This window comes from Paenibacillus sp. FSL R5-0923, assembly GCF_038009145.1.
GTDB lineage: Bacteria > Bacillota > Bacilli > Paenibacillales > Paenibacillaceae > Paenibacillus_AQ.
Genome location: NZ_JBBPAT010000001.1, coordinates 2,378,487 through 2,402,279, shown reverse-complemented (window position 1 = coordinate 2,402,279; position 23,793 = coordinate 2,378,487). Strand labels below are relative to the sequence as shown.

Below are 23,793 nucleotides of genomic sequence, written 5' to 3'. Positions count from 1 at the left end.
TAAATCAGATGGATCGTTACCCAAAAAACATTTCGCCACAGAAAAAAGCCATACAATCGGAATCTTGTCCGCTGCATGGCTTTTCAAGCATAAACGTCTTCGGTGTCCTTATAAGGACGCCGAAGCGTTTAAGCGAGAAATATAAGGATAATGTATAGCGTAAAACTTATACTCTCTTATATTTTACAAAAGTTGCTTCAGTTCAAGGTACACTTGGTTAATATACTTTATTGTTGTGCGTTCCGTAATTAATCGTTCAGATTCCAGCTGTCCAAATAATCCACTTGTGCTGGAGTCAGACTATCAATGTTAATGCCCAGACTTTGCAGCTTGTAGCGTGCTACCTGCTCATCCAGCTCGTAAGGAACATTCTCAACTTTTACGCCGATGCTCTTATAATTATCATTTACATATTTCAACGACAGCGCTTGTAGCGCAAAGGTCGTATCCATAATTTCGGCAGGGTGTCCATCCGCAGCACCCAGATTTACAAGTCTGCCTTCTGCAAGCAGATATAGTTTACGTCCGTCGTGAAGCTGGTACTCTTCGATATTTTTGCGAACAGTACGCTGAGATACGGATCTTTCAGACAATTCAGGCTTATTCACTTCAACGTCGAAATGACCTGCATTGCACATAATTGCGCCATCCTTCATCACATCATAATGTTCACCGCGAATGACATAACGATTACCAGTTACTGTAACGAAGAAATCACCAACCTTAGCAGCTTCCAGCATAGGCATAACTTCGAAACCGTCCATATGTGCTTCAACGGCTTTAATAGCATCCACTTCTGTGACAACCACTTTTGCGCCCAAACCTTTGGCACGCATAGCAACACCTTTACCGCACCAGCCGTATCCGACAACAACTACGGTTTTGCCCGCAACGATCAGGTTGGTTGTTCGAATAATTCCATCCCATGCGGATTGGCCTGTGCCATAGCGGTTATCAAACAAATATTTGCAATAAGCATCATTTACTGCGACCATTGGGAACTTCAACACACCTTGCTTTTGAAGAGCTTTTAGACGAATGATGCCGGTTGTTGTTTCTTCAGCACCCCCACGAATATTCTCCATTAGATCAGGACGCTCCGAATGCAGCAATGTAGCAAAATCCCCACCATCATCAATAATCAAATCCGGTTTGCTTTCCAGCGCCTTGATATTAAGGGCTTTGAACTCTTCAGGTGACGGGTTGTATTTAGCAAATACGGTAATTCCGTCCTCTACAAGCGCCGCACATACATCATCCTGTGTAGACAGTGGATTCGATCCAGTAATGGTTACTTCTGCACCGCCTGCTTTGACTACCTTCGCCAGATAAGCGGTTTTAGCTTCCAAATGAAGTGTAATAGATACTTTTAGTCCTTTGAATGGCTGTTCAGCTTCGAACTGCTCACGGATACGGTTCAATACCGGCATATGTTGACGAACCCAGTCGATTTTCAAATGACCTTCGGGTGCGAGTGACATATCAGCCACGATACTATTTTGTTTTGATGAACTCATAATGAAACCTCCTAAAAGTTTTATGGAGCGATACTTCTATGTTTTACTTCGCAGTAAAACTCGCTTCGTAAGCATAATCCAAGTTTTGTGAGCGTTTCTTCCTTGTTTTATGGAGCAATACTTCTCTACATATAAATGATACGATGCGTCCCACTATAATCCGGTTCAATAGCCATCAGCTCATCTAACCATGGAAGTCCGTAGCGGTTCAAGTAATACATGATATTGTACACTCTTTCTTGCAGTTTACCCAGTGGCATTAACGACAGCTCGATTCGCTCCCATTGACGGATTGCAGCTTCATTCTGTTTTGCCATTGCATCTTGGGCTTTCGCTTGTAAAAAAGTGATCTGATCTAAAATCTTATCTTTATTGTTATTCCCTAGTTTTAGCAGACCTGCCTGAATGGTTCCAAGCTGCTCAATCAGTGGTTCGTACATGGCGGAGAAAGTAGCTTTAGTTTCTTCGAAACGTTGTTCAATCCCCAGCTCATCCTGTGCAGCCAACCACTCATGTCTTTTACGATCTAGTCCCTGTCTTACGTCCTCAAAGCTTAGTTGATATTTATCCATATGCTTATGAAGCGTACCTTCCACCACTGTGAAAGACATTCGCGGGATGATCAGGGGCATTTGTCCCCCAATGATCTCAAACGCACGATGCGGAATGGCCCAATAAGCAATCTCACCTTGACCTAGCACCGTTGCTAGAACCGGCAACACATAATCCTGCATAAGCGGACGTGTCAGCACGTTGTTACTGAATAGTTCCGGATGAACCTTCACTTCCTCCAGTAGTTCATCCCGGGTGAACGATACCTGGCCCTTGCGATCGGCAAAAACGCCATCTTTCTTATGAAGCAATAATCGTACACCTTCATGTATATAAAAGAGGTTGGCATTGCCTGCCGTAACGTCAGCTTGAAGCTCATACCCAGCGTTCACGATATCAGAAGCAGAATTCATGTACGCTGTTTCCAGTGCATCATTCTGCATAATTAGCGAAGTAAAGAAAGGCTCTTCTAACTTACGAAGGTTAGGATCAGCAGAATCGAGCAGGATCAGACCAAATTTACCAAATAAAGAACCCATCAGCTTGGCAAAAGCATCCGTCATACTATCTGCTCTAAACGAAGAAGATCGAATAAATTCCATAATTTGCGGTTTAAAGTCACTATCTTGAAGTAGCGCATCCAGCTGTTCCACTACTTGCTGCCAGCTTTCATCTTCTACACGAATATTACTCACCGAGGATCGTTTCTCCTCTGATTTCTCTATCTTAATCTTTGTAATCTCTTGCGTACGATTCAATACATACGTATGATTCACTTCATCCCAGTCATGATCCTCTCCTGCAATCCAGAATAATGGGACTACAGGCCGACCGAGCTGTTCTGCTGCTTCTTTTGCCGCCATAATGGTTGTCATTGCTTTATATACTACAAGTAGTGGTCCTGTAAATAATCCGCTTTGCTGTCCGCCAGTAACCACTAACGTTCCCGGCTGTTCTAAAAGTGCCAGTGAAGACATCACCGCATCATGTGAATTATGCTTTTCATTATATTGCCGTAGACATGCAGCAACTTGTGTCCGGTCTGCACGGAGACCATCACTACGATCCAGCCATTCTGCCCGAATGCTTCGACTCTCTTTGCTTCGGAAATCCCCACCATACAAATGACTAACCTTCTCAAAATTTTCTATATAGTCGCGCGCGAGTGCAGATCCACCCGGGAGCGGTTCCTTAACAATATTCATTTGCTAGTGCCTCCAGTTCTACTGAGCAGTTATATGTAAATCCAAGTTCGTAAACTCTATATGATTGTATCCAAAGTCAGGGGCCGCGTCAAAAGAATTACATACCTGCAAAAAAGCAATGCAAGAGCAGCCGTTTTATTTTCTTATCCATTAAAATGATTATTAAATATCCCCACTACATACAAGAGGCGAGAGCATAACGCTCCCGCCTGTCTAATACTCGCTATAGATTTAAGCAAATTTTTTGCTTACCCAGTGTCCTTTGGATACTTCTACTAATTCAAAGTCACTATCATTGCTCTTTTCGTTAGCAGAATAAATAGGACTACCAAGCTCATCATGCAAGTGAATACGTTTCTTGTTCACTTCAATTTCCGGATCCGGAATTGGAATAGCTGACAAGAGAGATTTGGTATAAGGGTGGATAGGATTTGCATAAAGCTCTTCACTTTCCGCCAATTCTACCATTTTACCCAAATACATAACTGCTACGCGATCACTGATATGTTTAACCATGGACAGATCATGCGCGATGAAAAGATAAGTCAATCCCAGACGATCTTGCAATTCTTTAAGCAAGTTTACGACCTGAGCCTGAATGGATACGTCAAGCGCGGAAATCGGCTCATCACAAACGATGAACTTAGGATTTACCGCTAACGAACGGGCAATCCCAATACGTTGGCGTTGTCCACCAGAGAATTCATGCGGATAACGAGTAGCGTGATCATGGTTAAGACCAACCATATCGAGCAGCTCTTCGATCCGTTTTTTACGTTCTGCACGACTGCCAGCCATTCCGTGAATGTCCAGTGCCTCGCCGATGATATCAGAAACCGTAAAACGCGGGTTAAGTGATGCGTACGGATCTTGGAAAATCATCTGCATGTCACGGCGCATTGCTTTCATTTTGTTAGAAGGCAATTTATAAATGTCTGTACCATTATATTTCACACTTCCGGCAGTTGGCTCATACAAGCGAAGAATTGTACGTCCAGCAGTAGTCTTACCACAACCGGATTCCCCTACCATTCCAAGCGTCTCGCCCTCACGGATGGAGAAGTTAATATTATCAACAGCCTTAAGAACCTTGCCTTGACCTACATTAAAATATTTCTTAAGACCTTCTACCTCTATTAGGTTCTTACTCAAGAGTACTGCACCTCCTTGGCCATCGAATGCAGATTCCAGCAACGCGCCATATGCGTTTCGCTGAATTCTGTGGCGCCGGGATCGATTTGTTCGCAAACATGCATTGCTTCATTGCAACGCGCGGTGAACGGACAGCCGATCGGCGGCTTGATCAGATCTGGCGGTGTGCCGATGATCGGAATGAGCGGCTCGCCCTTCTTTTGGTCCAGACGCGGCATCGAGCGCAGCAGACCTTTGGTATATGGATGCTGTGGATTCTTAAAGATTTCCCATCTTGTTCCGGTCTCCACAACTTCACCTGCATACATTACAATAACCCGATCACACATACCGGCAACGACGCCAAGATCATGGGTAATCAAAATGATGGAGGTACCTAGTTTTTGCTGCATCTCTCTCATAACTTCCATGATCTGCGCCTGAATGGTTACGTCAAGAGCCGTTGTAGGCTCGTCCGCTATGAGTAAAGCCGGACGGCAGGCTAGCGCGATTGCAATCATTACACGCTGGCGCATACCGCCTGAAAACTCGTGGGGATATTGGTTAAAGCGAGCCTCAGCATTTGTGATGCCAACTAATTTGAGCATCTCAATACCTTGCTTTTTCGCTTCGGCCGCTGACATTTTCTGATGTTTAATCAAAACTTCAGTGATCTGTTTGCCCACTTTGATGGTTGGGTTCAAAGAAGTCATCGGGTCTTGAAAAATCATGCCAATATCTTTACCGCGAATGGATTCCATTTCTTTCATGCTTTTGTCTAGCAGATTTTGTCCTTGGAAAATAATTTCTCCCTTTTTCACTTTAGAGGGTGGGGAAGGGATCAACCGCATAATCGATTGTGCAGTTACACTCTTACCGCTGCCGGACTCGCCGACGATGGCAACCGTTTCACCTTTGCCAATTTCAAAATTCATACCACGGACAGCTTGCACTTCTCCGCCTTTAACAAAAAACGAAACATGCAAATCTTTGACTTGTAAAATAGGTTCCATCCATAACCCTCCTATTTTTTCAGCTTAGGATCAAGCGCGTCACGAAGACCATCACCGAAAATGTTGAAAGAAAGCATGGTTAAACTGATCAGAATGGCAGGGAACAGGAAGCGCCATGGATAGTACAACCAACCGGTGAGTGAATCGTTAATCATAGATCCAAGTGAAGCGATAGGAGCTTGTACACCAAGACCCAAGAAGCTTAGGAAAGCCTCAGCAAAAATTGCATTTGGTACAGAAAGTGTAATCGTTACAATAATCGGACCCACTGCGTTCGGCAGAAGGTGTTTGAACAACAGTCTCGCAGAACCTGCACCCATGGAACGAGAAGCCAATACGAACTCGCGATTCTTAAGCTGCATAATTTCACCGCGTACAATCCACGACATCGTAATCCAACCCGTGATGGTTAAGGCCAGGATGATGGTACCAAGACTTGGTTCAAGCACAACCAAAAGCAAAATTACAACAAGCAGATAAGGAATGGAGTACAAAATTTCAGAGAATTTGTTCATGATATTATCTACACGGCCGCCGAAGAAGCCCATAATACCTCCATAGATAACACCGATAAACAAGTCGATGGCTGCCGCAGCTAGACCAACGATCAAGGAGATCCGTGCGCCGTACCAAGTACGAACGAAAATATCACGTCCAAGATCATCCGTTCCAAACCAGTGATCGGAGGAAGGGGGCTTATTGGTATTCATCAAGTCATTGGAGTAATAGTTATATTTCGAGAATAAAGGAGCGATAATCGCTGCAAGCACGATCAAGCCTAGAATCCCAAGCGCGGTCATCGCCATTTTGTTTTGACGCAACCGTTGCCAAGAATCTTTCCAGGCAGAGAGACTCTCCCGCTGAATTACCTCGGCTTCTTTTTCATCTACACCGACTTTTTGAAAGTCTTCCGGTTTTAGATTCATGTTCTTTAACAAGTTATTATCAGATGCCACTCTTTAGCCCTCCTTTCCTCCACTTAATTTCATACGTGGGTCAATCAATACATAAGCAATATCAGTAATGAAACGGGCCACCATGAGTAGTACACCATAGAAAATGGTTATCCCCATAATAACGGTATAGTCACGGACACCAATCGCTTCCACGAACTGTTTACCAATACCCCCAACACCAAAGATCTGCTCGATAACAACCGAACCAGTTACGATGTTAGCTGTCATAGGACCCATGTAAGTAACAACTGGCAGGATACCATTACGAAGTACATGGCGGCTCAGAATTGCCATCCAGCTTAATCCCTTAGCCTTAGCCGTTTTGATATAATCCGCATTCAGAACTTCAAGCATACTTGAACGGGTCAACCGAGCTATAAATGCTATTGGTTGCGCCGAGAGCGCTGCTACAGGTAGGAAATAATAGATTGGCCCTTTAAAACCTGAAACCGGTACCCAACCCAATTTGAAAGCGAACACATACTGTAATAATGACGCGACTACAAAGCTCGGAACCGCAATCCCCAGAACTGCCAACACCATCGCGGCGCTGTCAAGAAACTTTCTGTGATAGAGTGCCGCTAACATGCCGAGAAGAACCCCAACAATAACCGCCACAACAATTGCGACGAGTCCCAGCTTCAGCGACGCTGAAAAGGTTTGACCGATCAAATGTGATACATCTTGATTCAGGCGTTTCATGGATACACCCAGATCACCTTGGACAATATCACCTAAATACTTAAAATACTGATGAGAGAGCGGCTTGTCCAGACCATATTGCTCCATCAAACGCGCTTTAATTTCTGGCGGTACTTTTTTCTCAGAAGTAAACGGATCCCCTGGAATAGCTTTCATCAAGAAAAAAGTTGCTGAAATCAGTACAAATAATGAAACCAACATATAGAAGAATTTATTTGCGACATAACGAACCATCCCCATCACACCTCCTCCGACAAATTTTTTGAGAGCATTATATTGATTTTATGAAAAAAACGGATTTTTGTCCATTTTCTAAATATGTTATAAATAACAATAAATAACAAATAGACGGAAATACAAAAAAAAGGGATATATATGGAGTTCCACATATATATCCCGAAGTATTGTGTTACTTCAGTCAACTAACTATTCTGTTTAAATTACATGAGCTAAATCTTAGTGCTCAAGCAAGTATCCACGAGTCAAGTCAATTGCACCACTGAAGTCAAGAGTAACACCTTTGAGGTACTCTTTAGTCAGGGAGTTGTTAGTGTAGTAGTACAAAGGAATCAAAACTTGATCTTGCTCGATGAGCAATTTCTCAGCTGCAGCAAACTTGTCTTGACGTACTTTCAAGTCAGTACTTGCTTTAGCTTCGCTGATCAATTTGTCATACTCAGGGTTAGCGTAACCAGTATCATTGTTACCGCCACCTGTTACCCACATATCAAGGAAAGTCATTGGATCATTGTAATCCGCAGTCCAACCAGCACGTGCAACTTGGTAGTTCAGGTTTTGACGGTTTTCAATAAATACAGCCCACTCTTGGTTAACGGTTTGTACGTCGATACCAAGATTGTTTTTCCACATATCAGCAATCGCCAAAGCGATTTTCTTGTGACCTTCACTTGTGTTGTAAGTCAAAGAGAATGTAGGCAGTTTATCCATACCTTCTTCTTTCAGACCTTCAGCAAGCAAAGTTTTAGCTTGTTCTAGATCTTCAGTGAAGTAGTTATCTTTAACTGCTGTACGGTATTCACCATCAGCACCAGCGATACCCGGAGGTACATAACCGAATGCTGGGAATTGTCCACCTTGTACTACATTGTCAATCAAAGCTTGACGGTTAATGGACATTGCAAGAGCTTTACGGATTTTAGCGTTTGTGAAAGGTTTTTCAGTGATATTGAATTCGTAGTAGTATACGGAAGCAATACCTTTACGGCTGAATTCTTTTGGAAGTTCTTTTTGCACGATTGGAATTTGTTCTGATGGAATTTCACCAGTTGGTCCACCGGCACGATCGTATTCACCATTCTTGTAGCTGAGTAGTTCAGTTGCACCGCTGTTTACAAGGGAGAAGTCGATTTTGCTAAGTTTAATGGCATCTTTATCCCAATATTTATCATTTTTAGATACAACAAGCGTTTGTCCAGTAGTCCACTCAGTAAGAGTGAAAGCACCGTTAACGATCATACTGTCTTTACTTGTTGCCCATTTAGCATTACCCTCAGTGGATTTGTGAATTGGGTAATAAGTATAGAAGGAAAGCAATCCAAGGAAGTATGGAGTTGGGGCTTCAAGAGTAACTTCTAGAGTTTTCTCATCAACCGCTTTGACACCAACTTGACTGAAATCTGTAATTTCTTTGTTGTAATACTTTTGAGCGTTTTTGATGTAGTACAATTGATAAGCGTAAGGCGCTGCAGATGCAGCAGCAGGATCGAGCACGCGTTTCCAAGCGCGAACGAAGTCTTCTGTTGTTACAGGATCGCCGTTGCTCCATTGTGAATCACGGAGTTTGAAAGTATATACCAGACCGTCAGCAGAAATGTCCCAGCTTTCAGCAACACCTGGTTCAGCTTGACCAGATTCATCATTCATGCGAGTCAAACCTTCATACATAGTCTTCAGGACTGTGTTAGCTTGGCTATCTTGTGCCAATCCTGGATCAAATGTCGGAGGCTCAGAGCTTAGGTTGATTCTCAATGTTTGGTCCGCAGCCAATTTCTCTTCTGTAGCCGCATTACCAGTTGCCGTGTTACCAGTGTTACCAGCGTTACCTTTATTGCCGCTGTTCGCGTTGTTTCCGCCGCAGCCAGCAAGCACTGTGCCGATAACAAGTACTAATGCAAGCATTAGCAATAGACTTTTACTCTTCTTCATCTAGCAGTTCCCCCTAAATAGAATGTGGTATATGGTTTATGATTATACAACCAGTGGTCAAAAAAATCTAGTGGTATGTTTTCAGAAAATTCTTTTTTTATTAAAACTTTAAACTTTTGTGACGTTGCCGCTTCACCGGAGCAGTGGAACATTACATCGCTTGTGATATGTACTTAATTAGCCCTACAAACATAAATAATAAATATCCGACGCTCATAAAAAAGAAGGAAAGTCTCCAAACTGCCCGAAATAACCGCTTCCCATCTACTTTTCCTTTCAGTCGATTCTGAGCGCCTCCAATCAATCCAGTGGATATTAATACAATAAGTAGTATAAGATAAAACCCAAAACCGTTATTAAACAAGTTGTTAAATAATGCGGAGACCGATAATAATAAAAAAAATGTAGTCACGTCCATAGCGAGCATAAAAGTTTTCTTTTTATCTTTTTTTAAGCCTCTTCCAATGAAATAAACAATTAAAAACGGTATTATTGGAATCAAACTTAAAGTACCGACCGAATTCATCAGCAATCCCATAGCTTCACCTCTCCTCCGAGATCATACCTATATTCCCTCAACTAATTGGCAGATCAAGCGATGTAAAGGAACCAATGTTCCAGTGCGTTCTGCCATTTCTACAAGACTTCCATTGATCCAATGAATTTCTGTGCTTCTTGAAGCTAGAACATCTGCCAGCATGGACGAAGTATTGCCAGCCGTTGTCCTGCACACTTTAAGGATGTTATCCCACGCATCATGATCATAAGTAATTCCGCAGGCATCATATACCATAGTAGCTTCTCTAAAAAGTTCTCTCATTAACTGCAGGCGCTCTTCTGAAGCAAGCAGTTCACCATTTGGAATACGCCAAATCGCTGTGAGCGGATTAATAACGGCATTGATTAGGAGCTTCCGGTAAATCATGGTATCCACTTCATTCGACAAAAAGGCTGAGAATCCTGCCATAATGAGAACTTCTATTAAATAATTCACTTGTAAATCAGTATGTATACTATGGGCTTGTCCATTCTTTAAGCTCCATTTCCCTATCCATACCTCCCCCGCACCTGCATGAATGACCTCAGTTAAAGACTTTCGCTTCGCAGCTTCTGTTGTTACGGCAGCATATAAATTTGCTTTCGGCAGCAAGTTACTGAGCATCTCCATATGTCCAATGCCATTTTGAAAACAAATGATGTGTACCTGTTGTTCCCTAAGAGGGGATAGAAATTCAGGTAAAACATTATGTAGTATGTCCTGTTTAACCGTTACTATGATCCAATCACTGGGCTCACGGAGATAGGCATCTGCAAATCCCTCTATTGGTGCGGACACAAATCGATCCCCCGAAATCGAAATTGGATCGCGCCCATCCTCATAGCTCACAGTTAAGCCCTCATCTTTTAATTTCCGGTACTGCTCTACCCCTCGACACCACAATCTCACTTCATTCCCGGACTGGGTCAGCCTCCCTGCCAAAAGCAGCCCAAGTGAACCCGCACCGATTATATCGATTTTCATCTGATCCTCCTGTTGATCTCAAGCGCAATTTTTCTAAGTATAGCCTTAATATACCAAGAAGAACCGCCGTTGTCGTCCTCCATAAATGACAATACAAAACCAAAACGCCCGCAAATGGCGCTAATAAAGCGAACCACTTACGGGTGTTTTAGTTTGCCTATCTTTTATTCAATACGTTCTAAATTTCCGTTCCCATCCATTTTGAAACGAGTCTTCATTTCTTCTTCTTCTTCGTTTAAGAAAGCTAGCCTACGCGCACGATCCATAATCTGAATTAAAGCTTTGTAATCATCATTGACTACCCGGTAGTCACTTTGAGCAAGATTAACCTCTTTTGACAACCGCTCATTCTCAGATCTTAATTCTGTTAATTCATCTTCCTTCTCGCGCAAATCTCTCTCCAGCATTTTCAGCTGGCGTCCTGCCTCCTGGATCGTACCTTTCCATTGTCTCAGGAAACGTATAACCGCATCAATGGATAATGTGTTTTCACTTAATCCTTCGCCTCGTCCGAATTCCTCATCGGTATCCCCGAGAATCAGACCCGCTACCTGCGCTCCTCTTACCGACGGTTGCTTTTTCAGGTAACTTCTCTTTTGACGTTGGCCTTTAGCGATTCCAATTGCACCTTCATAGCTTTTTCGAACACAGCTGTTCCAGCGGAATCCGCAAGCAGCCGACGTTCTGCCGATTTTCTCACCCACTTCTTCAAAAGCAGCAAGTTGTGTACTGCCCTCCCGAATGTGGCGCAAGGTTACTTCTGCCAGTATTAGATCATCTTCTGCACTCCAAGCATCCTGTCTAACGGCTGTCATCCAACCAAACCTCCTAACAACATCTTGAAATAACCATCTCCATAACCGACAGCTCTGCCGGGTAGTGAATAGGGATAAAAGCTGCTTACTCCATTTCTATGCTTCTCATAGAGTTCATAGAATCTATTTGATACTAAATTGTATTTCCATTATCTGCCCACATCATACGCTTTAAGTAATAAATTCTCTTTTTTCAAGCACTAATCACTTCAGTCAATTATAAAAATCACATTTTTTCAAGATTAGTGTATTTTTTTCAATGAATTCGTTTACACATTTTTACTGAACGGGTATAATAAGTCGAAGGAATATTCGTGAGATACATACTGGAAGGGGGACTCTCTCTTGGACCGCATGTTTCGGGTATTAGGTTTTTTTACATTGGCTATTGGATTGATGGCTTTCGCCGGAGGTCTGACAGAAATGGCCTTGCTTTTCTTTTTGCAAACCGCTTTTTTCGTAATTCTCGGTTATTTGAAGTTTACTGAAAAAACTTATGTCCTACTTTTCTGGGCATACATGATTTTGACTTTCACCGGTTTCAGCTATTGGACGATCTTTCAAATGGGTCTTCCACTATAAATTGCAGTGCTCTCTTGAAGCGGATGAGGTCCTTATCTAATAAGGATCACTTCCGTTTTTTTGTTTATCAGTTAATATATTATATATGAGGTCCCTCAAATACCTGTGTACGCATTGAAGGATAGCCTCACTTTGTGGGGATTTTTTGTATGTATGCTATTTTAGAAGGGTTAAACATATTATTAGTACATACATATATCCATTCAGGAAGAACCGGTTTTGCCGTCTTTTACAGACAGTTTCCGTTTCTACGAGAAATAGAAGGATGATTTATGGAGTGAAACAGATAAATTTTTATCTTAAATTTCAAAAAAAGGTGGTGGTGTGGTGCGCTCCCGCAATGCCCAAAGCCGCATGATGGCAACCATACTAATTCTCTTCTGCTGTACATTGTTTCCGTTACAATCTACGATGTACCTGTCTGCCGATCCTAGCGGTTCTTTTTTCAATTCCTCTATACCAGATAATGAAGAAACCCGTAAACTTCTGGAGCAGACCTTATCTTCCGCAGAAATCGAACGGGAGATCATCAAGATTACAGCTGAACAAAAAGCGCTTGAAGAAAAGGTAGATTACCTAGAAGAGCAAGCTATCCAGAAAAAATCTGCCATCGCAAACCAACAAGAGCGTGCAGGCGCGGTCCTTCGTTCTTATTATATGGGGGATAGAGACGGTCTCTTGACCGCATTTCTATCCGCGAAGAGCATTAGCAGATTTCTGGCACTATTTGATTATTATGAAATTATTATCGGAAATGACCGCAACATTCTCACACAATACGAGGACCAATATAAGAATCTAAAGAAGACCCTCCAGACTGCACAGCGCAGCTCGAAGGATCTTGCACAGCTGCGAACCGCTCTGGAGGAACAGAAAATTCGGGTAGCCGCGCTCAATAAAGAAATTGAAGGCGGGATTAAAGACAGTAGTGATCCTGATAATATGAGCGCTCTACTTCAAGAATTCACATTATATTGGGAGAATATTGGTTTGCGCGAGGTAAAGACCTACTTCAAAGCATTGTCTTCCGCAATGAATAAATTACCGCAGTTTGTCCAGAATCGAGAGGGAGTTCTTACTCGTAAGGGGATGACTTATGTTCTGAATCTGAAGGAAGAGGATTTAAACGAATTCCTTCAGTCCCAGAATAAGCTATTTAACGATTTCGCATTTCATTTTAATGACGGAACGATTACTGCCACAGGAAAAAGTGGAGCTTTAGCCCTTTCATTAACCGGTCACTACATCATACAGGAAGAACCCATCAACGGACTTATATTCCAAGTAGATCATGTTGTATTTAATGGTCTCGAATTACCTGATACCACTAGAAGAACACTTGAGGAGGAATTTGATTTAGGCTTTTACCCTGGAAAAATCGTTTCTTTCCTCCGCGCCACAGAAGTAGATAGTAAAGAAGGCGTCCTCCAAGTTAAACTTTCTATCTCATTCTAAGCCTTCCTTGATGAAATCTTTGTACCCGGCCGCATCCATTTTTCCTGTAAGCAGTAAGGATACTGCTTCAACAATCTTACTCCAGCCGCCTTGGAATTCGACCTCCAGGGCGGTTTCTTCTGTCAGTAATAATTCGACTCCAAAAGGAAGCCTATATTTGAAATCATGCTCTGAACGATATAGGACATCCAGCGCAGGCAGGCTTCCCGTGTTCTCCAGCCAATCCATTTGAGAATCCTCAGAAGTGATAAACGTCAGCCAATTCACGGCTTCCTTTGGATTTGGGGATTGAGCTGGAAGTGCAAAGGAACGGCTGTAATAAGATTCAAGTCCTCTCCCGTTACTTGCGGTCAGTGGTGCTTCAGCAACTAAAGACGAATTCCCATGTTTTTTCCACTCAGATAGCGGTAGAGCTGCAACAGCAACGCTTCCGCTCTGAATCATATCCCAAACATCTTTGTTATATCGACTGGTAAGGTAAAAATAACTGCGAGCATTCTGAGTCCAATTTATCACTTCTTGGTTATCCGATAGCAAGCTGCTGTTCATACTCTCCATAACAGCGGACAATCCATATGGATTACGTGTATCCATTGCGAGCAAATATTTTCCTTGCTCTTTAAGCACATTTTGAAGCAATGTGTTCCACTGTTCCAGACTTCTTGGTAAGGTAGTGAATCCCAGTTCCGCAAGACGCTGTGGTGAATAAACAAGTACATAAGGGTCGATATCCAGCGGCACTCCCCAATTATATCCGTTCCATTGCATCCATGGGATTAACTGAGTTAACGGTGCAGTTCCCGGAATGCTCTGATACACATCCACCGGCAATAAATATCCACGTGTAGCCCAGTCGAGAATACTTCGTCCATCCGCCATAACGATATCCGGGCTATCCCCGATGGTTAGATCACGCTTCAAAACTTCGTCTGCATCCTCGCTATCAATATTTCTTAATATTACCTTTACTCCACTTTCTAAAGTATAACGATTGCTTAAAAGCTCCAGTTCATTGAATTCCTCACTATTTAACGATACTGTTATGCGCAGGCTATCTATAGTTCCCTCTTCCCCTGAAGAGGGGTTTGTCGACTGACTTTGTGGTTTTTTCATAGGATGTGGGTCGTTATTGGTACTCAATTCCATACTGGGTGACAAGCTTGTCAGCGATAGTAGTAAAATTGCAAAAAGCAGCCAATAATTTTTGCGTTTCAGCACAATTCCCCACCTTCCCCATGATTCGTCACCCCTATTTTACCAAACCCTCCGCTGCTTGTCTTTAGAATGTGAAAACGTTCTCTTTCTATTATATAGGGGAAACGACGGAGGAGTTTATTCGTGCATAATTCTTTGGTGTGCGAAGGGCGCTCCGTGTGCGGATTATTCTTCCGATCGCTGTTGTCCCCAGATTTATTGATTATATATCTTATCGGTATAAATCTGAAGACAAAGGCGAGCGCTGTCGCTTCTCCAGAACAATTCCTCTCCCTCCGCTAACCGCTCTCCATTTATGTATCATAGCCTACTAAATTCCTCCGCCGTTTCTGGGCGGGCAGGAAAAAGCCGGGAGTTATGCTTCTCCCGGCTGAGATTGAAGATAGGAATAGGTTAGAGAAGATCCGCTGCCAATTGGGCTAGGCGGGAACGCTCGCCTTTTTCCAAAGTAATATGTCCGCTAATCCCTTGCTGCTTAAACTTCTCAACAATATAACTAAGTCCGTTACTCGCAGCATCCAGATACGGATGATCGATTTGCTCCGGATCACCCATAAGAATCACTTTACTTCCTTCACCCGCTCTGGAGACGATTGTCTTCACCTCATGACGGGAAAGGTTCTGAGCTTCATCAATAATAATGAACTGCGCAGGGATTGAACGGCCACGAATATAAGTTAAGGCTTCTACCTGTATGCTGCCTAAGCCCATTAAGATTTTATCGATATCGCCAGCTTTTTTGGTGTCGAACAGAAACTCCAGATTATCATAAATAGGCTGCATCCAGGGTCTGAGCTTCTCATCCTTCTCTCCGGGTAAATAACCAATGTCTTTACCCATAGGAACTACTGGACGAGCAATAAGCAGTTTTTTGTATTTATGCTCATCTTCAACTTTGAATAGTCCGGCAGCAAGCGCCAATAATGTCTTCCCTGTACCAGCCTTACCCGTAATGGTTACAAGCGGGATTTCATCATTGAGAAGCAGCTCCAATGCCATTCGTTGCTGAGCATTTCGGGCGCTGATCCCCCAAACTGAATCATTGCCCAGATAAAGCGGCTCCAGACGGGTCGCATCACTATTCACTTTGAGAAGAGCTGATTTGCCCGTGCCTATCTCATCCTTGAGGATCACAAATTCATGAGGGTACAACGGATACGACAACCCGAGCTGTTTAACCGTTAAAGAGCGGTGACTGTAATATTCATCAATCAATGCCGGATGTACCTGCAGAGATTGGTAACCAGTGTAAAGTTCATTTAAATCTCCAGTGCGATCTGACAAGTAATCCTCTGGCGTAATTCCTAGCACATCCGCTTTAATACGGACCAGCACATCCTTACTCACAAGCACTACGGGACGCGGATCAGGCTTCTCTTTCTCTTCGATTAAATAGTTGAGAGCTACAGCCAAAATCCGATTGTCGTTAGATACCTCACCAAACATTTCCTGTACCTTCACAAAACTGCGATGGTTAAGTTCTACCTTCAGCTTGCCTCCATGCTCCAGCTCCACACCACTATGCAAATGACCTAGCTCACGAAGTCCATCGAGCAATCGGGAAACCGTGCGGGCATTTCGACCGATTTCGTCAGCGTTGCGCTTTTTGGAGTCGATTTCTTCCAGCACAACCGCCGGAATAACCACCTCATGCTCCTTGAAAGAGAAAATCGAATTGGGGTCGTGCAAAAGCACGTTGGTATCTAGCACAAATATCTTGTTCATATTATCCCCTCCACAGCGCCTGGTTTGATTGATCATACATAACTCTTTCCGCCAAGGGAAAAGATAAGGTACAGAAACGATCTTGGCTGAAAGGAGTAATCACATATGAGAAAATCAATGTGTCTGTTGCTGGTACTGCTGCTATTGACAAGCTGCGGTATCGCTAATAAAAAGACATCACCCTCTCCTCAGAATAAACAATCTGCGAATGCTGTAAAGGGTACGGGAAACCATGAGGTTCGGCAATTGGCCAACGATGATGCAACTAATCCTAAGGCCACCTCAAAAGCTGGTCACACCGTCAGTGTTAAGGGCGAAAGTGAAATTGCACTTAAGGACCATTTTGAACAGTTGGCCAAAAGAGTTCCTGGTGTGAATGGTGCACACTGTGTAGTCATGAACAAGGTAGCCATTGTAGGTCTTGACGTAGAAGGTTCTCTAGACCGATCACGTGTTGGAAGCATTAAATATTCTGTAGCGGAAGCTATCCGCAAAGACCCGAGAAGTGTACGTGCACTTGTCACTGCCGATATGGATCTCTCCAGCCGCTTAGCGGACATGAGCCGTCATATCTCGCAGGGACATCCAATTTCCGGATTCTCATCCGAACTGGCTGATATCATCGGTCGAATCATGCCGCAGCTGCCAGAAGATACTAAGCCGATTAAAAATGCACAGTAGAGGACAAAAAAAGCCCAGTGATATTCTCACTAGGCTTTTTTCATGGCAGCAAATACTTGTCCGTCCAGCTTCTCAGCGGCACGTCCATCATAAACCTTTGCATATCTTGGGGCGGATTCAAGCTGCGCTCCATAAAAAAGCGCGTTACGCACCGCCATAATTTCAACATCAAAGCAGCACATCTTGAAAGGTACATCCTGAAGTGGATCCTGCTTTACAACGGCACTGCCGTTAATAGCATAGACAGTACCCTCACCGAACACAGTGACGGTTACTAACGGGTTGACCTTCATGTTGTTCACGAGTCTGGAACGATGATCTACAGCCAGACGCACAGTACTAGGACTAACTGCATAAATCCACGAAATGGCCGTGGACGTTGGACCTCCTGATTCCGCATCAACTGTGTTGAGAAGAACAAAAGTTTCCGATTGCAGCATCGATAACAAGGTTTCGTTCAGCTGAGCAACGGCTTCGGACATAAGTACTGGCCCCCTATGCGGCGTAAATTCATTCAATTTATTATATTATAGCACAGGCTGAAACTTGCATTCAATTTTAGGGCGAAGTGTTATTAAGGACTTTAAGGCGCCTCAGTGGATTCTGAAGTGGAATTAGCAGAAACTCCTGCTAATCGATCCTGCAAGCTTTTCTTGGCAGCCTCAAGCTCCTCATCATTAATATATACATACGGACTTCGCCACGTTCCAGTCACGGGCTTGAATTCGATATCATCTTTGGAAATCTTCCAATAAGTCGCAATCATATCTTTAATCTGCGAATTTTCGATATCAGTCTTCATATTACTATCCACTGCGTCAAGTACCTTGCCTATTTTTAATACTCCACCAAGCGATTGCATCTGATCCACCAGTGAATGAAGGACCTCATTCTGACGTTTGTTCCGATCAAAATCATCTGAACCCTTAGTCTTAGGCTTGCAATTAGATTTACGGTATCGCACATAATCTAGCGCTTTATCTCCATCAAGCTCCGCCGGACCTTTTTTCAAATTGATATTCGTACCGTCAACGCTGTCTGTATAACACATATTATCGCTAATGTTGACTTTGACTCCACCAAGCTCGTCCACCACATCGCGGAAGCCTTGAAAATCCAGAATCGTTGTATAATCTACGTCAATATCTAGATATTTGCCCATCATTGTCTTCATCTCATCTTCTGCCAAAATGCCAGAAGAATCTTCTTTCCCCTTAAAGCGAGCATAGAATTCGTTAATCTTCGTTTGCTTGTATCCATTGAGCTCAACTAAGGTATCGCGTGGAAGAGAGACAATGGTTGCTGATTTCGTCTTAGGATTAAGCGCTGCAACCATAATAACATCTGTCAATCTAGATTGATGTTTTGGTCTATTATCCGTACCCAGGATAAGCATCGTCAGTGGTTTTTCTGTAGCCGAATGTCCTGGGGCAACCGTTCCTTTACTACCTGCATTAAAGACCCCATTTTCAAGTTTCCAATACAGATAGCCCCCGTAGCCCAATACGCCAAGAATCGCAATAATGAGTAAGGTTAACAGGATTCTAACTAATCTGCCAAAAAAGCCTCTCTTTTGCGGTTTCTTCTTTTTTTTCTTAGGAGCACCCTTCACAGGCTGTTTTCTATTATTCGGTTGTTGACCACTTGCTCGTGGAGGTAAACTGCTGTTTCGTGTACTCATAGTAGAATAAAGTCCTCTTCATTTCATTTGGAATTAAAATTGCTACACTTAAATAGACGTTGCATAAGCAGTAAAAGTTTCGATTACTGTCTTTTTGCTGCAGCTGCAGCCTTTCTCTTCTGTCGAGCTTCTACGATATAACGTATCCGTACCATCAGCATTAATCCGACGGCGACCAGCAGACACTGAATGATCGGTAGCTTATCATGTTGAAAAATGAGGAGCATGCCGGAGCCGATTGCCATCATTATGTACAGCATAATCTCTTTGCCAATCGATAACTTTTGATTCACACGAAATACCTGATTATACACAAATGTAAGCAATATAAAAATAACAATATAAGCGACGATTGGATGCTCAGCAAACCAGACTTGCATAGATACCGCACTCCTCCCAAATTTAAGATACGTTTACATTATATCATCAGTAAGGGAAGTTTTTGTTATAAAAAAAACCGCCGAAAGTTAAACCTCCGACGGCTCTTTACTATAATAAGCTGATCTTACGCGTTTGCTTGTGCCATTTTACGTTGCTTCTCTACACGTTCGCGTTCGCCTTTGTTCAGAATCTTTTTGCGCAAGCGAATGGATTTAGGTGTGATTTCACAATATTCATCATCATTCAAATATTCAAGTGCGCCTTCCAAAGAGAAGGTACGTGGTGTCTTCATTTTTACAGTATCGTCCTTACCTGAGGTACGCATGTTGGTAAGTGCTTTTTCTCTACAGATGTTAACGATAATATCGTTATCACGGGTATGCTCGCCTACGATCATACCTTCATAAATTTCTGTACCTGCATCCAAGAAGAGAATACCACGATCCTCAACGCCCACTATTCCATATTGTGTTGTTGATCCAGTCTCACTGGCTACAAGCACACCTTGATGACGTCCGCCAACTTGACCAGCAACCAGTGGAGCATAGCTGTCAAAAGCATGGTTCATAACACCGTAACCACGTGTCAAAGTCAAGAAGTAAGTGTTGTAACCAATCAAACCACGTGCAGGAATCAGGAACTCCAGACGTACTTGACCCGTACCGTTGTTAATCATGTTGACCATTTCGGCTTTGCGAGTGCCCAGACTTTCCATAACAGAGCCCATGCTTTCTTCAGGAATGTCAATCATAAGACGCTCAAGTGGCTCCGATTTAACACCATCGATTTCTTTAATGATTACTTGTGGTTTAGAAACTTGCATTTCATAACCTTCACGACGCATATTCTCGATCAGAATACCAAGGTGAAGCTCACCGCGTCCAGAAACGATAAATGCATCAGGACTATCCGTTTCATCCACACGCAAACTCACATCTGTCTCAAGTTCTTTAAAGAGACGCTCACGCAGTTTACGGGAAGTTACCCATTTACCTTCTTTACCAGCAAAAGGACTGTTATTCACAAGGAAAGTCATTTGCATCGTAGGCTCGTCGATCTTAAGAACAGGCAGTGCTTCTGGATTCGCTGGATCAGCAATGGTCTCACCAATGTTAATGTCCTTGATCCCTGCGATAGCAACGATATCCCCTGCGCCCGCTTCTTCTGTTTCAATACGTTTTAAACCTTGGAAGCCGAACAATTTCTCAATACGTGCGGTTTTACTCTTACCGTCACGCATAATTACAGTTACAGATTGACCTTGTTTGATCACACCGCGGTTTACACGGCCAATAGCAATACGACCCAAGTATTCGTTATAATCCATCAACGTTACGAGGAATTGAAGCGGGTCTTCTACACTTTCAGTTGGAGCTGGGATATGCTCAACGATTGTTTCGTAAAGTGAAAGCATTGTCTCATCTTGCTTCTCAGGAACCATGCTTGATGTACCATTAAGAGCAGATGCATAGACAACCGGGAATTCCAATTGTTCGTCATTTGCTTCAAGTTCGATGAACAAATCGAGCACTTCATCAATAACTTCCTTAGGTCGAGCAGCTGGACGGTCAATCTTGTTCACGACAACGATCGGTGTAAGTTTTTGTTCCAATGCTTTACGCAGAACGAATTTCGTTTGCGGCATGCAGCCTTCATAAGCATCAACAACCAGCAATACACCGTCAACCATTTTCATAATCCGTTCTACTTCGCCACCGAAGTCAGCGTGTCCAGGTGTATCCACAATATTGATCAAAAACTCTTTATAAGTAATTGCTGTATTTTTAGCTAGGATTGTAATTCCGCGTTCCCGCTCGATATCGTTAGAGTCCATAGCGCGTTCTTGTACGTGTTCGTGTGCGCTGAAGATCCCCGATTGCTGAAGAAGCTGATCGACGAGTGTTGTTTTGCCATGGTCAACGTGGGCAATGATCGCAATGTTGCGAATATCTTTTCTTGAATGCATGATTTGTATCCAAATCCTCTCATTTATCAAATTAAAACTGTTAAAATTCTTAGCATGTCACGGCAGTCTCACAAAAGAAGCGCCAGGCAGAAAGCCGACGCTTCAACATAACATTAATATTATAGTGAAAGCACTATGAAAAGCAAGTCTTTTTATGAAAAAAACAGTTGGCAAATTCCGTTTTTTTTCACAAGATCCAACATTAATTAACTTCGATACCATCTATTTCGGCCACGAGTTCTACCCCGACCTGTAATCAGCCAAATTCCTGCCACGATGAATACAATACCAATTAGATAGATCACACCCGTACCCATAAGACTGAAAATACAAAGCGCTATGCTTAGAACGCCTAGTATTACAGCAATTGCAGATAGTCCCCCTGACCGTCTTGGAGAATTTATGGAATATTCATACAGACCTACGGCAATGCCGAGCAGAAGCACAGGCCATAAATATTTCATAAGCCCCCATCCCCATATATTGCAAAGACCAAACAATAAACCATATACCGTTAATATTCCCGCGGGAATCAATACTGTTGCCGAAGCGCGGCGGCTAAAAAATAACATATGTAGAACCAATCCTGGAAGTAAAATCACTAGCGGCCAAAGGGCTCGTCCCAAAAATCCGAAGACCCCCAGCTTACCGAATAAAATCAAGACGCCCGCAGCTACAATGAATATACCTAGTCTCATGTCATTCTTGGAAGACATCCTTCACCCATCCCTTCAAATTCACGTCTACCTCATTACCTTGCCGTCTCATACCCAGAAAACGACAGGATTCTTATTCATATATTATCTGAAACATACACAAAATGCCATCACTGACCATGCAAAATATCCCCACAAAGTGGCGCTTTGCTTCGATGCGTACTCAGGTACTTTGCGGGGGCCCCAAATATATACTTTCTGATACGTCAAAAAAGGACGATTCCAATTTATGGAGATGTCCTTGTAGTATTGCCTTTTATTGCAATTTATTAACCTACTGATGTTGTTCTTCGTTTAATTGCTCCAGTAACAACTACTAATATTCCTAAAGCGATCGGCAGTATGGAATGCGTGGATGGGAGCAAAAAGGAGAGCATTGTCCCTAATTTTGCATCCTGAAGCATCATATCACCTGCTGTAAAGGCTAAAATATAAGCGCCGATAAATACGAGTATCGGAAATCTATGCAGCCACCCCACAATGAGGCCACTTCCCCATACTACAATCGGAATGCTGAGCGCAATCCCGATGACAATTAAAGCCAAATCCCCTTTGGCTAGACCGGCAATTGCCAGGACATTATCAAGACTCATAATAAAATCAGCCACGAGAATCGTTCGGATGGATTTCCATACGGAGGATGTTTCCGCGACTCTAAGGTCCTCCTCTTCTTCCAGCAGCAGCTTGAACGCAATCCATAGCAGCAGAATTCCTCCTCCAGCCTGGATATAAGGGATTTTCAACAGTAATACCGCAGCAAAAGTTAGCAAGCAGCGCAGAATAACAGCTCCCGCAGCTCCCCACCATACCGCAATCTTCCGGTGCTTCTCCGGAAGGTCCTTACTGGCCATCGCAATGACCATAGCATTATCTCCACTCAGCACAAGATTGATCATCAATATTTCACCAAGGAGCAATAATGATTCCATTCGCTTTTACCTCCCCGAATCACATGTAACTACATGTATGTTCGGAAGTGACAAGCTATGCTTCCTGTCCAACTTTTTTTGAGGATGAAAGCATGTATGCCCCTTTTTTTGCGTATACAAAACTAAGCATATCTTCGTGCTCATCTTAACTAACTTTAGGGGTGACTATGCCTTGAATACATCCATATGGGAGTTTGTATTATCACTGCTCAATATTATTTTTCTAGATCTCATTCTGGCGGGAGACAATGCCATAGTCATCGGACTTGCTGCGCGTAATTTGCCGAACAGCACTCAAAAAAAAGCAATTGTGCTTGGAACAGCAGGTGCCGTCGTATTACGGATTTTCGCAACGGTTCTGGTCGTATGGTTATTAAAAATCCCTTGGTTACTGCTGGCAGGCGGGATTTTACTTATTCTAATTGCCTATAAGCTGTTAACAGATGAGAACAATTCAACGAATATCAAGGCTGGTCAAAGCTTAGGGGCCGCTGTGGGTACAATCATTCTAGCCGATGCTGCGATGGGGCTGGATAATGTCATCGCCATTGCGGGAGTCGCTAAGCACAATATCTCTCTAGTTGTCATAGGACTGTTAATCAGCGTTCCAATTGTGGTCTGGGGAAGCACTCTCTTTATTAAATTAATCAACAAATATCCATGGATTATTTATATTGGCTCAGCAGTCCTAGGGTTTACAGCCTCAAGCATGATTACAGATGAGCAGCAGCTATCCCCATTTTTTGAGCAGCATCCACTATTGAGAGCTCTGTTTATATTTGTGATCATTGTTGGCATCTTAATTGGAGGACACTGGAGACGCCAATCAAGCCATAATAATTCAAAAAAGCTGCCTCAACCGTAGATGTTGCTACGAATGAGA

At 43.0% G+C, this 23,793-nt stretch carries 22 protein-coding genes; 4 read left to right on the top strand and 18 right to left on the bottom strand.

Features of this window, described 5'->3' with window-relative positions:
- Positions 1–248 precede the first annotated feature (248 nt).
- The 10 genes from MKX35_RS10650 to MKX35_RS10605 all read right to left on the bottom strand — a co-directional run bounded on the left by MKX35_RS10650 (position 249) and on the right by MKX35_RS10605 (position 11,579).
- Positions 249–1,520, bottom strand: a complete 1,272-nt coding sequence (locus MKX35_RS10650; protein ID WP_179085783.1) for an adenosylhomocysteinase — start codon at positions 1,518–1,520, stop codon at positions 249–251.
- Positions 1,521–1,642: 122 nt separating this feature from the next.
- The gene (gene bshC, locus MKX35_RS10645; RefSeq protein ID WP_076284767.1) at positions 1,643–3,274 is read right to left on the bottom strand and encodes a bacillithiol biosynthesis cysteine-adding enzyme BshC; all 1,632 of its coding nucleotides are present in this window, start codon (positions 3,272–3,274) and stop codon (positions 1,643–1,645) included.
- Between the two features lie 231 nt (positions 3,275–3,505).
- On the bottom strand, positions 3,506–4,426 hold the full coding sequence (locus MKX35_RS10640) for an ABC transporter ATP-binding protein (protein WP_042190873.1): 921 nt from the start codon (positions 4,424–4,426) through the stop codon (positions 3,506–3,508).
- The gene (locus tag MKX35_RS10635; protein WP_042190876.1) at positions 4,423–5,418 is read right to left on the bottom strand and encodes an ABC transporter ATP-binding protein; all 996 of its coding nucleotides are present in this window, start codon (positions 5,416–5,418) and stop codon (positions 4,423–4,425) included. Before MKX35_RS10635 ends, MKX35_RS10640 begins: the two co-directional genes overlap by 4 nt.
- 11 nt (positions 5,419–5,429) lie before the next feature.
- A complete protein-coding gene (locus MKX35_RS10630; RefSeq protein ID WP_042194363.1) occupies positions 5,430–6,344 on the bottom strand; it encodes an ABC transporter permease in 915 nt (304 codons plus the stop codon).
- A 33-nt stretch (positions 6,345–6,377) separates the two neighbouring features.
- Positions 6,378–7,310 carry an ABC transporter permease gene (locus MKX35_RS10625; RefSeq protein WP_076284768.1) on the bottom strand — a complete coding sequence of 311 codons (933 nt, stop codon included), beginning with the start codon at positions 7,308–7,310 and terminating at the stop codon, positions 6,378–6,380.
- Positions 7,311–7,532: 222 nt separating this feature from the next.
- On the bottom strand, positions 7,533–9,242 hold the full coding sequence (locus tag MKX35_RS10620) for a peptide ABC transporter substrate-binding protein (protein WP_076284769.1): 1,710 nt from the start codon (positions 9,240–9,242) through the stop codon (positions 7,533–7,535).
- Between the two features lie 151 nt (positions 9,243–9,393).
- Positions 9,394–9,780: a DUF3397 domain-containing protein gene (locus tag MKX35_RS10615; protein ID WP_042190883.1), complete on the bottom strand. Its 387-nt coding sequence runs from the start codon at positions 9,778–9,780 to the stop codon at positions 9,394–9,396.
- 27 nt (positions 9,781–9,807) lie between these two features.
- The gene (locus MKX35_RS10610) at positions 9,808–10,764 is read right to left on the bottom strand and encodes a ketopantoate reductase family protein (protein ID WP_076299656.1); all 957 of its coding nucleotides are present in this window, start codon (positions 10,762–10,764) and stop codon (positions 9,808–9,810) included.
- A gap of 164 nt (positions 10,765–10,928) precedes the next feature.
- Entirely contained in the window at positions 10,929–11,579 is a 651-nt protein-coding gene (locus tag MKX35_RS10605; protein ID WP_042130271.1) for an RsfA family transcriptional regulator, read from the bottom strand.
- Positions 11,580–11,924: 345 nt separating this feature from the next.
- Between MKX35_RS10605 and MKX35_RS10600 the strand changes: the two genes are divergently transcribed.
- Both MKX35_RS10600 and MKX35_RS10595 read left to right on the top strand, forming a co-directional pair.
- Entirely contained in the window at positions 11,925–12,161 is a 237-nt protein-coding gene (locus MKX35_RS10600) for a DUF2626 family protein (RefSeq protein WP_042130273.1), read from the top strand.
- A 327-nt stretch (positions 12,162–12,488) separates the two neighbouring features.
- On the top strand, positions 12,489–13,616 hold the full coding sequence (locus MKX35_RS10595; protein ID WP_256716314.1) for a coiled-coil domain-containing protein: 1,128 nt from the start codon (positions 12,489–12,491) through the stop codon (positions 13,614–13,616).
- Here MKX35_RS10595 and MKX35_RS10590 read toward each other — a convergent pair.
- Positions 13,608–14,834, bottom strand: coding sequence for an extracellular solute-binding protein (locus tag MKX35_RS10590; protein ID WP_076299657.1), 1,227 nt, complete (start codon positions 14,832–14,834; stop codon positions 13,608–13,610). The two genes, MKX35_RS10595 and MKX35_RS10590, sit on opposite strands and share 9 nt — an antisense overlap.
- Before the next feature lie 390 nt (positions 14,835–15,224).
- Complete coding sequence (locus MKX35_RS10585) at positions 15,225–16,556, bottom strand: PhoH family protein (RefSeq protein WP_042190890.1); 1,332 nt, start codon at positions 16,554–16,556, stop codon at positions 15,225–15,227.
- A gap of 105 nt (positions 16,557–16,661) precedes the next feature.
- Here MKX35_RS10585 and MKX35_RS10580 point away from each other — a divergent pair, with 105 nt between their 5' ends.
- Positions 16,662–17,237: a YhcN/YlaJ family sporulation lipoprotein gene (locus tag MKX35_RS10580; RefSeq protein ID WP_076299658.1), complete on the top strand. Its 576-nt coding sequence runs from the start codon at positions 16,662–16,664 to the stop codon at positions 17,235–17,237.
- Positions 17,238–17,266: 29 nt separating this feature from the next.
- On the opposite strand, the gene MKX35_RS10575 is transcribed toward MKX35_RS10580, so the two are convergent.
- The 6 genes from MKX35_RS10575 to MKX35_RS10550 all read right to left on the bottom strand — a co-directional run bounded on the left by MKX35_RS10575 (position 17,267) and on the right by MKX35_RS10550 (position 22,910).
- Positions 17,267–17,719, bottom strand: coding sequence for a pyridoxamine 5'-phosphate oxidase family protein (locus MKX35_RS10575; RefSeq protein WP_076299659.1), 453 nt, complete (start codon positions 17,717–17,719; stop codon positions 17,267–17,269).
- A 101-nt stretch (positions 17,720–17,820) separates the two neighbouring features.
- The gene (locus MKX35_RS10570) at positions 17,821–18,918 is read right to left on the bottom strand and encodes an LCP family protein (protein WP_042190896.1); all 1,098 of its coding nucleotides are present in this window, start codon (positions 18,916–18,918) and stop codon (positions 17,821–17,823) included.
- An 83-nt stretch (positions 18,919–19,001) separates the two neighbouring features.
- The gene (locus MKX35_RS10565; protein WP_042190898.1) at positions 19,002–19,298 is read right to left on the bottom strand and encodes a YlaH-like family protein; all 297 of its coding nucleotides are present in this window, start codon (positions 19,296–19,298) and stop codon (positions 19,002–19,004) included.
- A 125-nt stretch (positions 19,299–19,423) separates the two neighbouring features.
- The gene (gene typA / locus MKX35_RS10560) at positions 19,424–21,265 is read right to left on the bottom strand and encodes a translational GTPase TypA (RefSeq protein ID WP_042190900.1); all 1,842 of its coding nucleotides are present in this window, start codon (positions 21,263–21,265) and stop codon (positions 19,424–19,426) included.
- Between the two features lie 206 nt (positions 21,266–21,471).
- Entirely contained in the window at positions 21,472–21,981 is a 510-nt protein-coding gene (locus MKX35_RS10555; protein ID WP_042190902.1) for a hypothetical protein, read from the bottom strand.
- A 269-nt stretch (positions 21,982–22,250) separates the two neighbouring features.
- Complete coding sequence (locus MKX35_RS10550) at positions 22,251–22,910, bottom strand: TerC family protein (protein WP_076284774.1); 660 nt, start codon at positions 22,908–22,910, stop codon at positions 22,251–22,253.
- Positions 22,911–23,082: 172 nt separating this feature from the next.
- Between MKX35_RS10550 and MKX35_RS10545 the strand changes: the two genes are divergently transcribed.
- Positions 23,083–23,775 carry a TerC family protein gene (locus MKX35_RS10545; RefSeq protein ID WP_042190906.1) on the top strand — a complete coding sequence of 231 codons (693 nt, stop codon included), beginning with the start codon at positions 23,083–23,085 and terminating at the stop codon, positions 23,773–23,775.
- Positions 23,776–23,793 lie beyond the last annotated feature (18 nt).

Excerpts from the sequence above, each read along its gene's own strand:
- bshC (WP_076284767.1), bottom strand. The coding sequence starts at position 3,274 with ATGAATATTGTTAAGGAACCGCTCCCGGGTGGATCTGCACTCGCGCGC.
- MKX35_RS10635 (WP_042190876.1), bottom strand. The coding sequence starts at position 5,418 with ATGGAACCTATTTTACAAGTCAAAGATTTGCATGTTTCGTTTTTTGTT.
- MKX35_RS10630 (WP_042194363.1), bottom strand. The coding sequence starts at position 6,344 with ATGAATCTAAAACCGGAAGACTTTCAAAAAGTCGGTGTAGATGAAAAA.
- MKX35_RS10625 (WP_076284768.1), bottom strand. The coding sequence starts at position 7,310 with ATGGTTCGTTATGTCGCAAATAAATTCTTCTATATGTTGGTTTCATTA.
- MKX35_RS10620 (WP_076284769.1), bottom strand. The coding sequence starts at position 9,242 with ATGAAGAAGAGTAAAAGTCTATTGCTAATGCTTGCATTAGTACTTGTT.
- MKX35_RS10615 (WP_042190883.1), bottom strand. The coding sequence starts at position 9,780 with ATGGGATTGCTGATGAATTCGGTCGGTACTTTAAGTTTGATTCCAATA.
- MKX35_RS10610 (WP_076299656.1), bottom strand. The coding sequence starts at position 10,764 with ATGAAAATCGATATAATCGGTGCGGGTTCACTTGGGCTGCTTTTGGCA.
- MKX35_RS10605 (WP_042130271.1), bottom strand. The coding sequence starts at position 11,579 with ATGACAGCCGTTAGACAGGATGCTTGGAGTGCAGAAGATGATCTAATA.
- MKX35_RS10585 (WP_042190890.1), bottom strand. The coding sequence starts at position 16,556 with ATGAACAAGATATTTGTGCTAGATACCAACGTGCTTTTGCACGACCCC.
- MKX35_RS10580 (WP_076299658.1), top strand. The coding sequence starts at position 16,662 with ATGAGAAAATCAATGTGTCTGTTGCTGGTACTGCTGCTATTGACAAGC.
- MKX35_RS10575 (WP_076299659.1), bottom strand. The coding sequence starts at position 17,719 with ATGTCCGAAGCCGTTGCTCAGCTGAACGAAACCTTGTTATCGATGCTG.
- MKX35_RS10570 (WP_042190896.1), bottom strand. The coding sequence starts at position 18,918 with ATGAGTACACGAAACAGCAGTTTACCTCCACGAGCAAGTGGTCAACAA.
- MKX35_RS10565 (WP_042190898.1), bottom strand. The coding sequence starts at position 19,298 with ATGCAAGTCTGGTTTGCTGAGCATCCAATCGTCGCTTATATTGTTATT.
- typA (WP_042190900.1), bottom strand. The coding sequence starts at position 21,265 with ATGCATTCAAGAAAAGATATTCGCAACATTGCGATCATTGCCCACGTT.
- MKX35_RS10555 (WP_042190902.1), bottom strand. The coding sequence starts at position 21,981 with ATGTCTTCCAAGAATGACATGAGACTAGGTATATTCATTGTAGCTGCG.
- MKX35_RS10550 (WP_076284774.1), bottom strand. The coding sequence starts at position 22,910 with ATGGAATCATTATTGCTCCTTGGTGAAATATTGATGATCAATCTTGTG.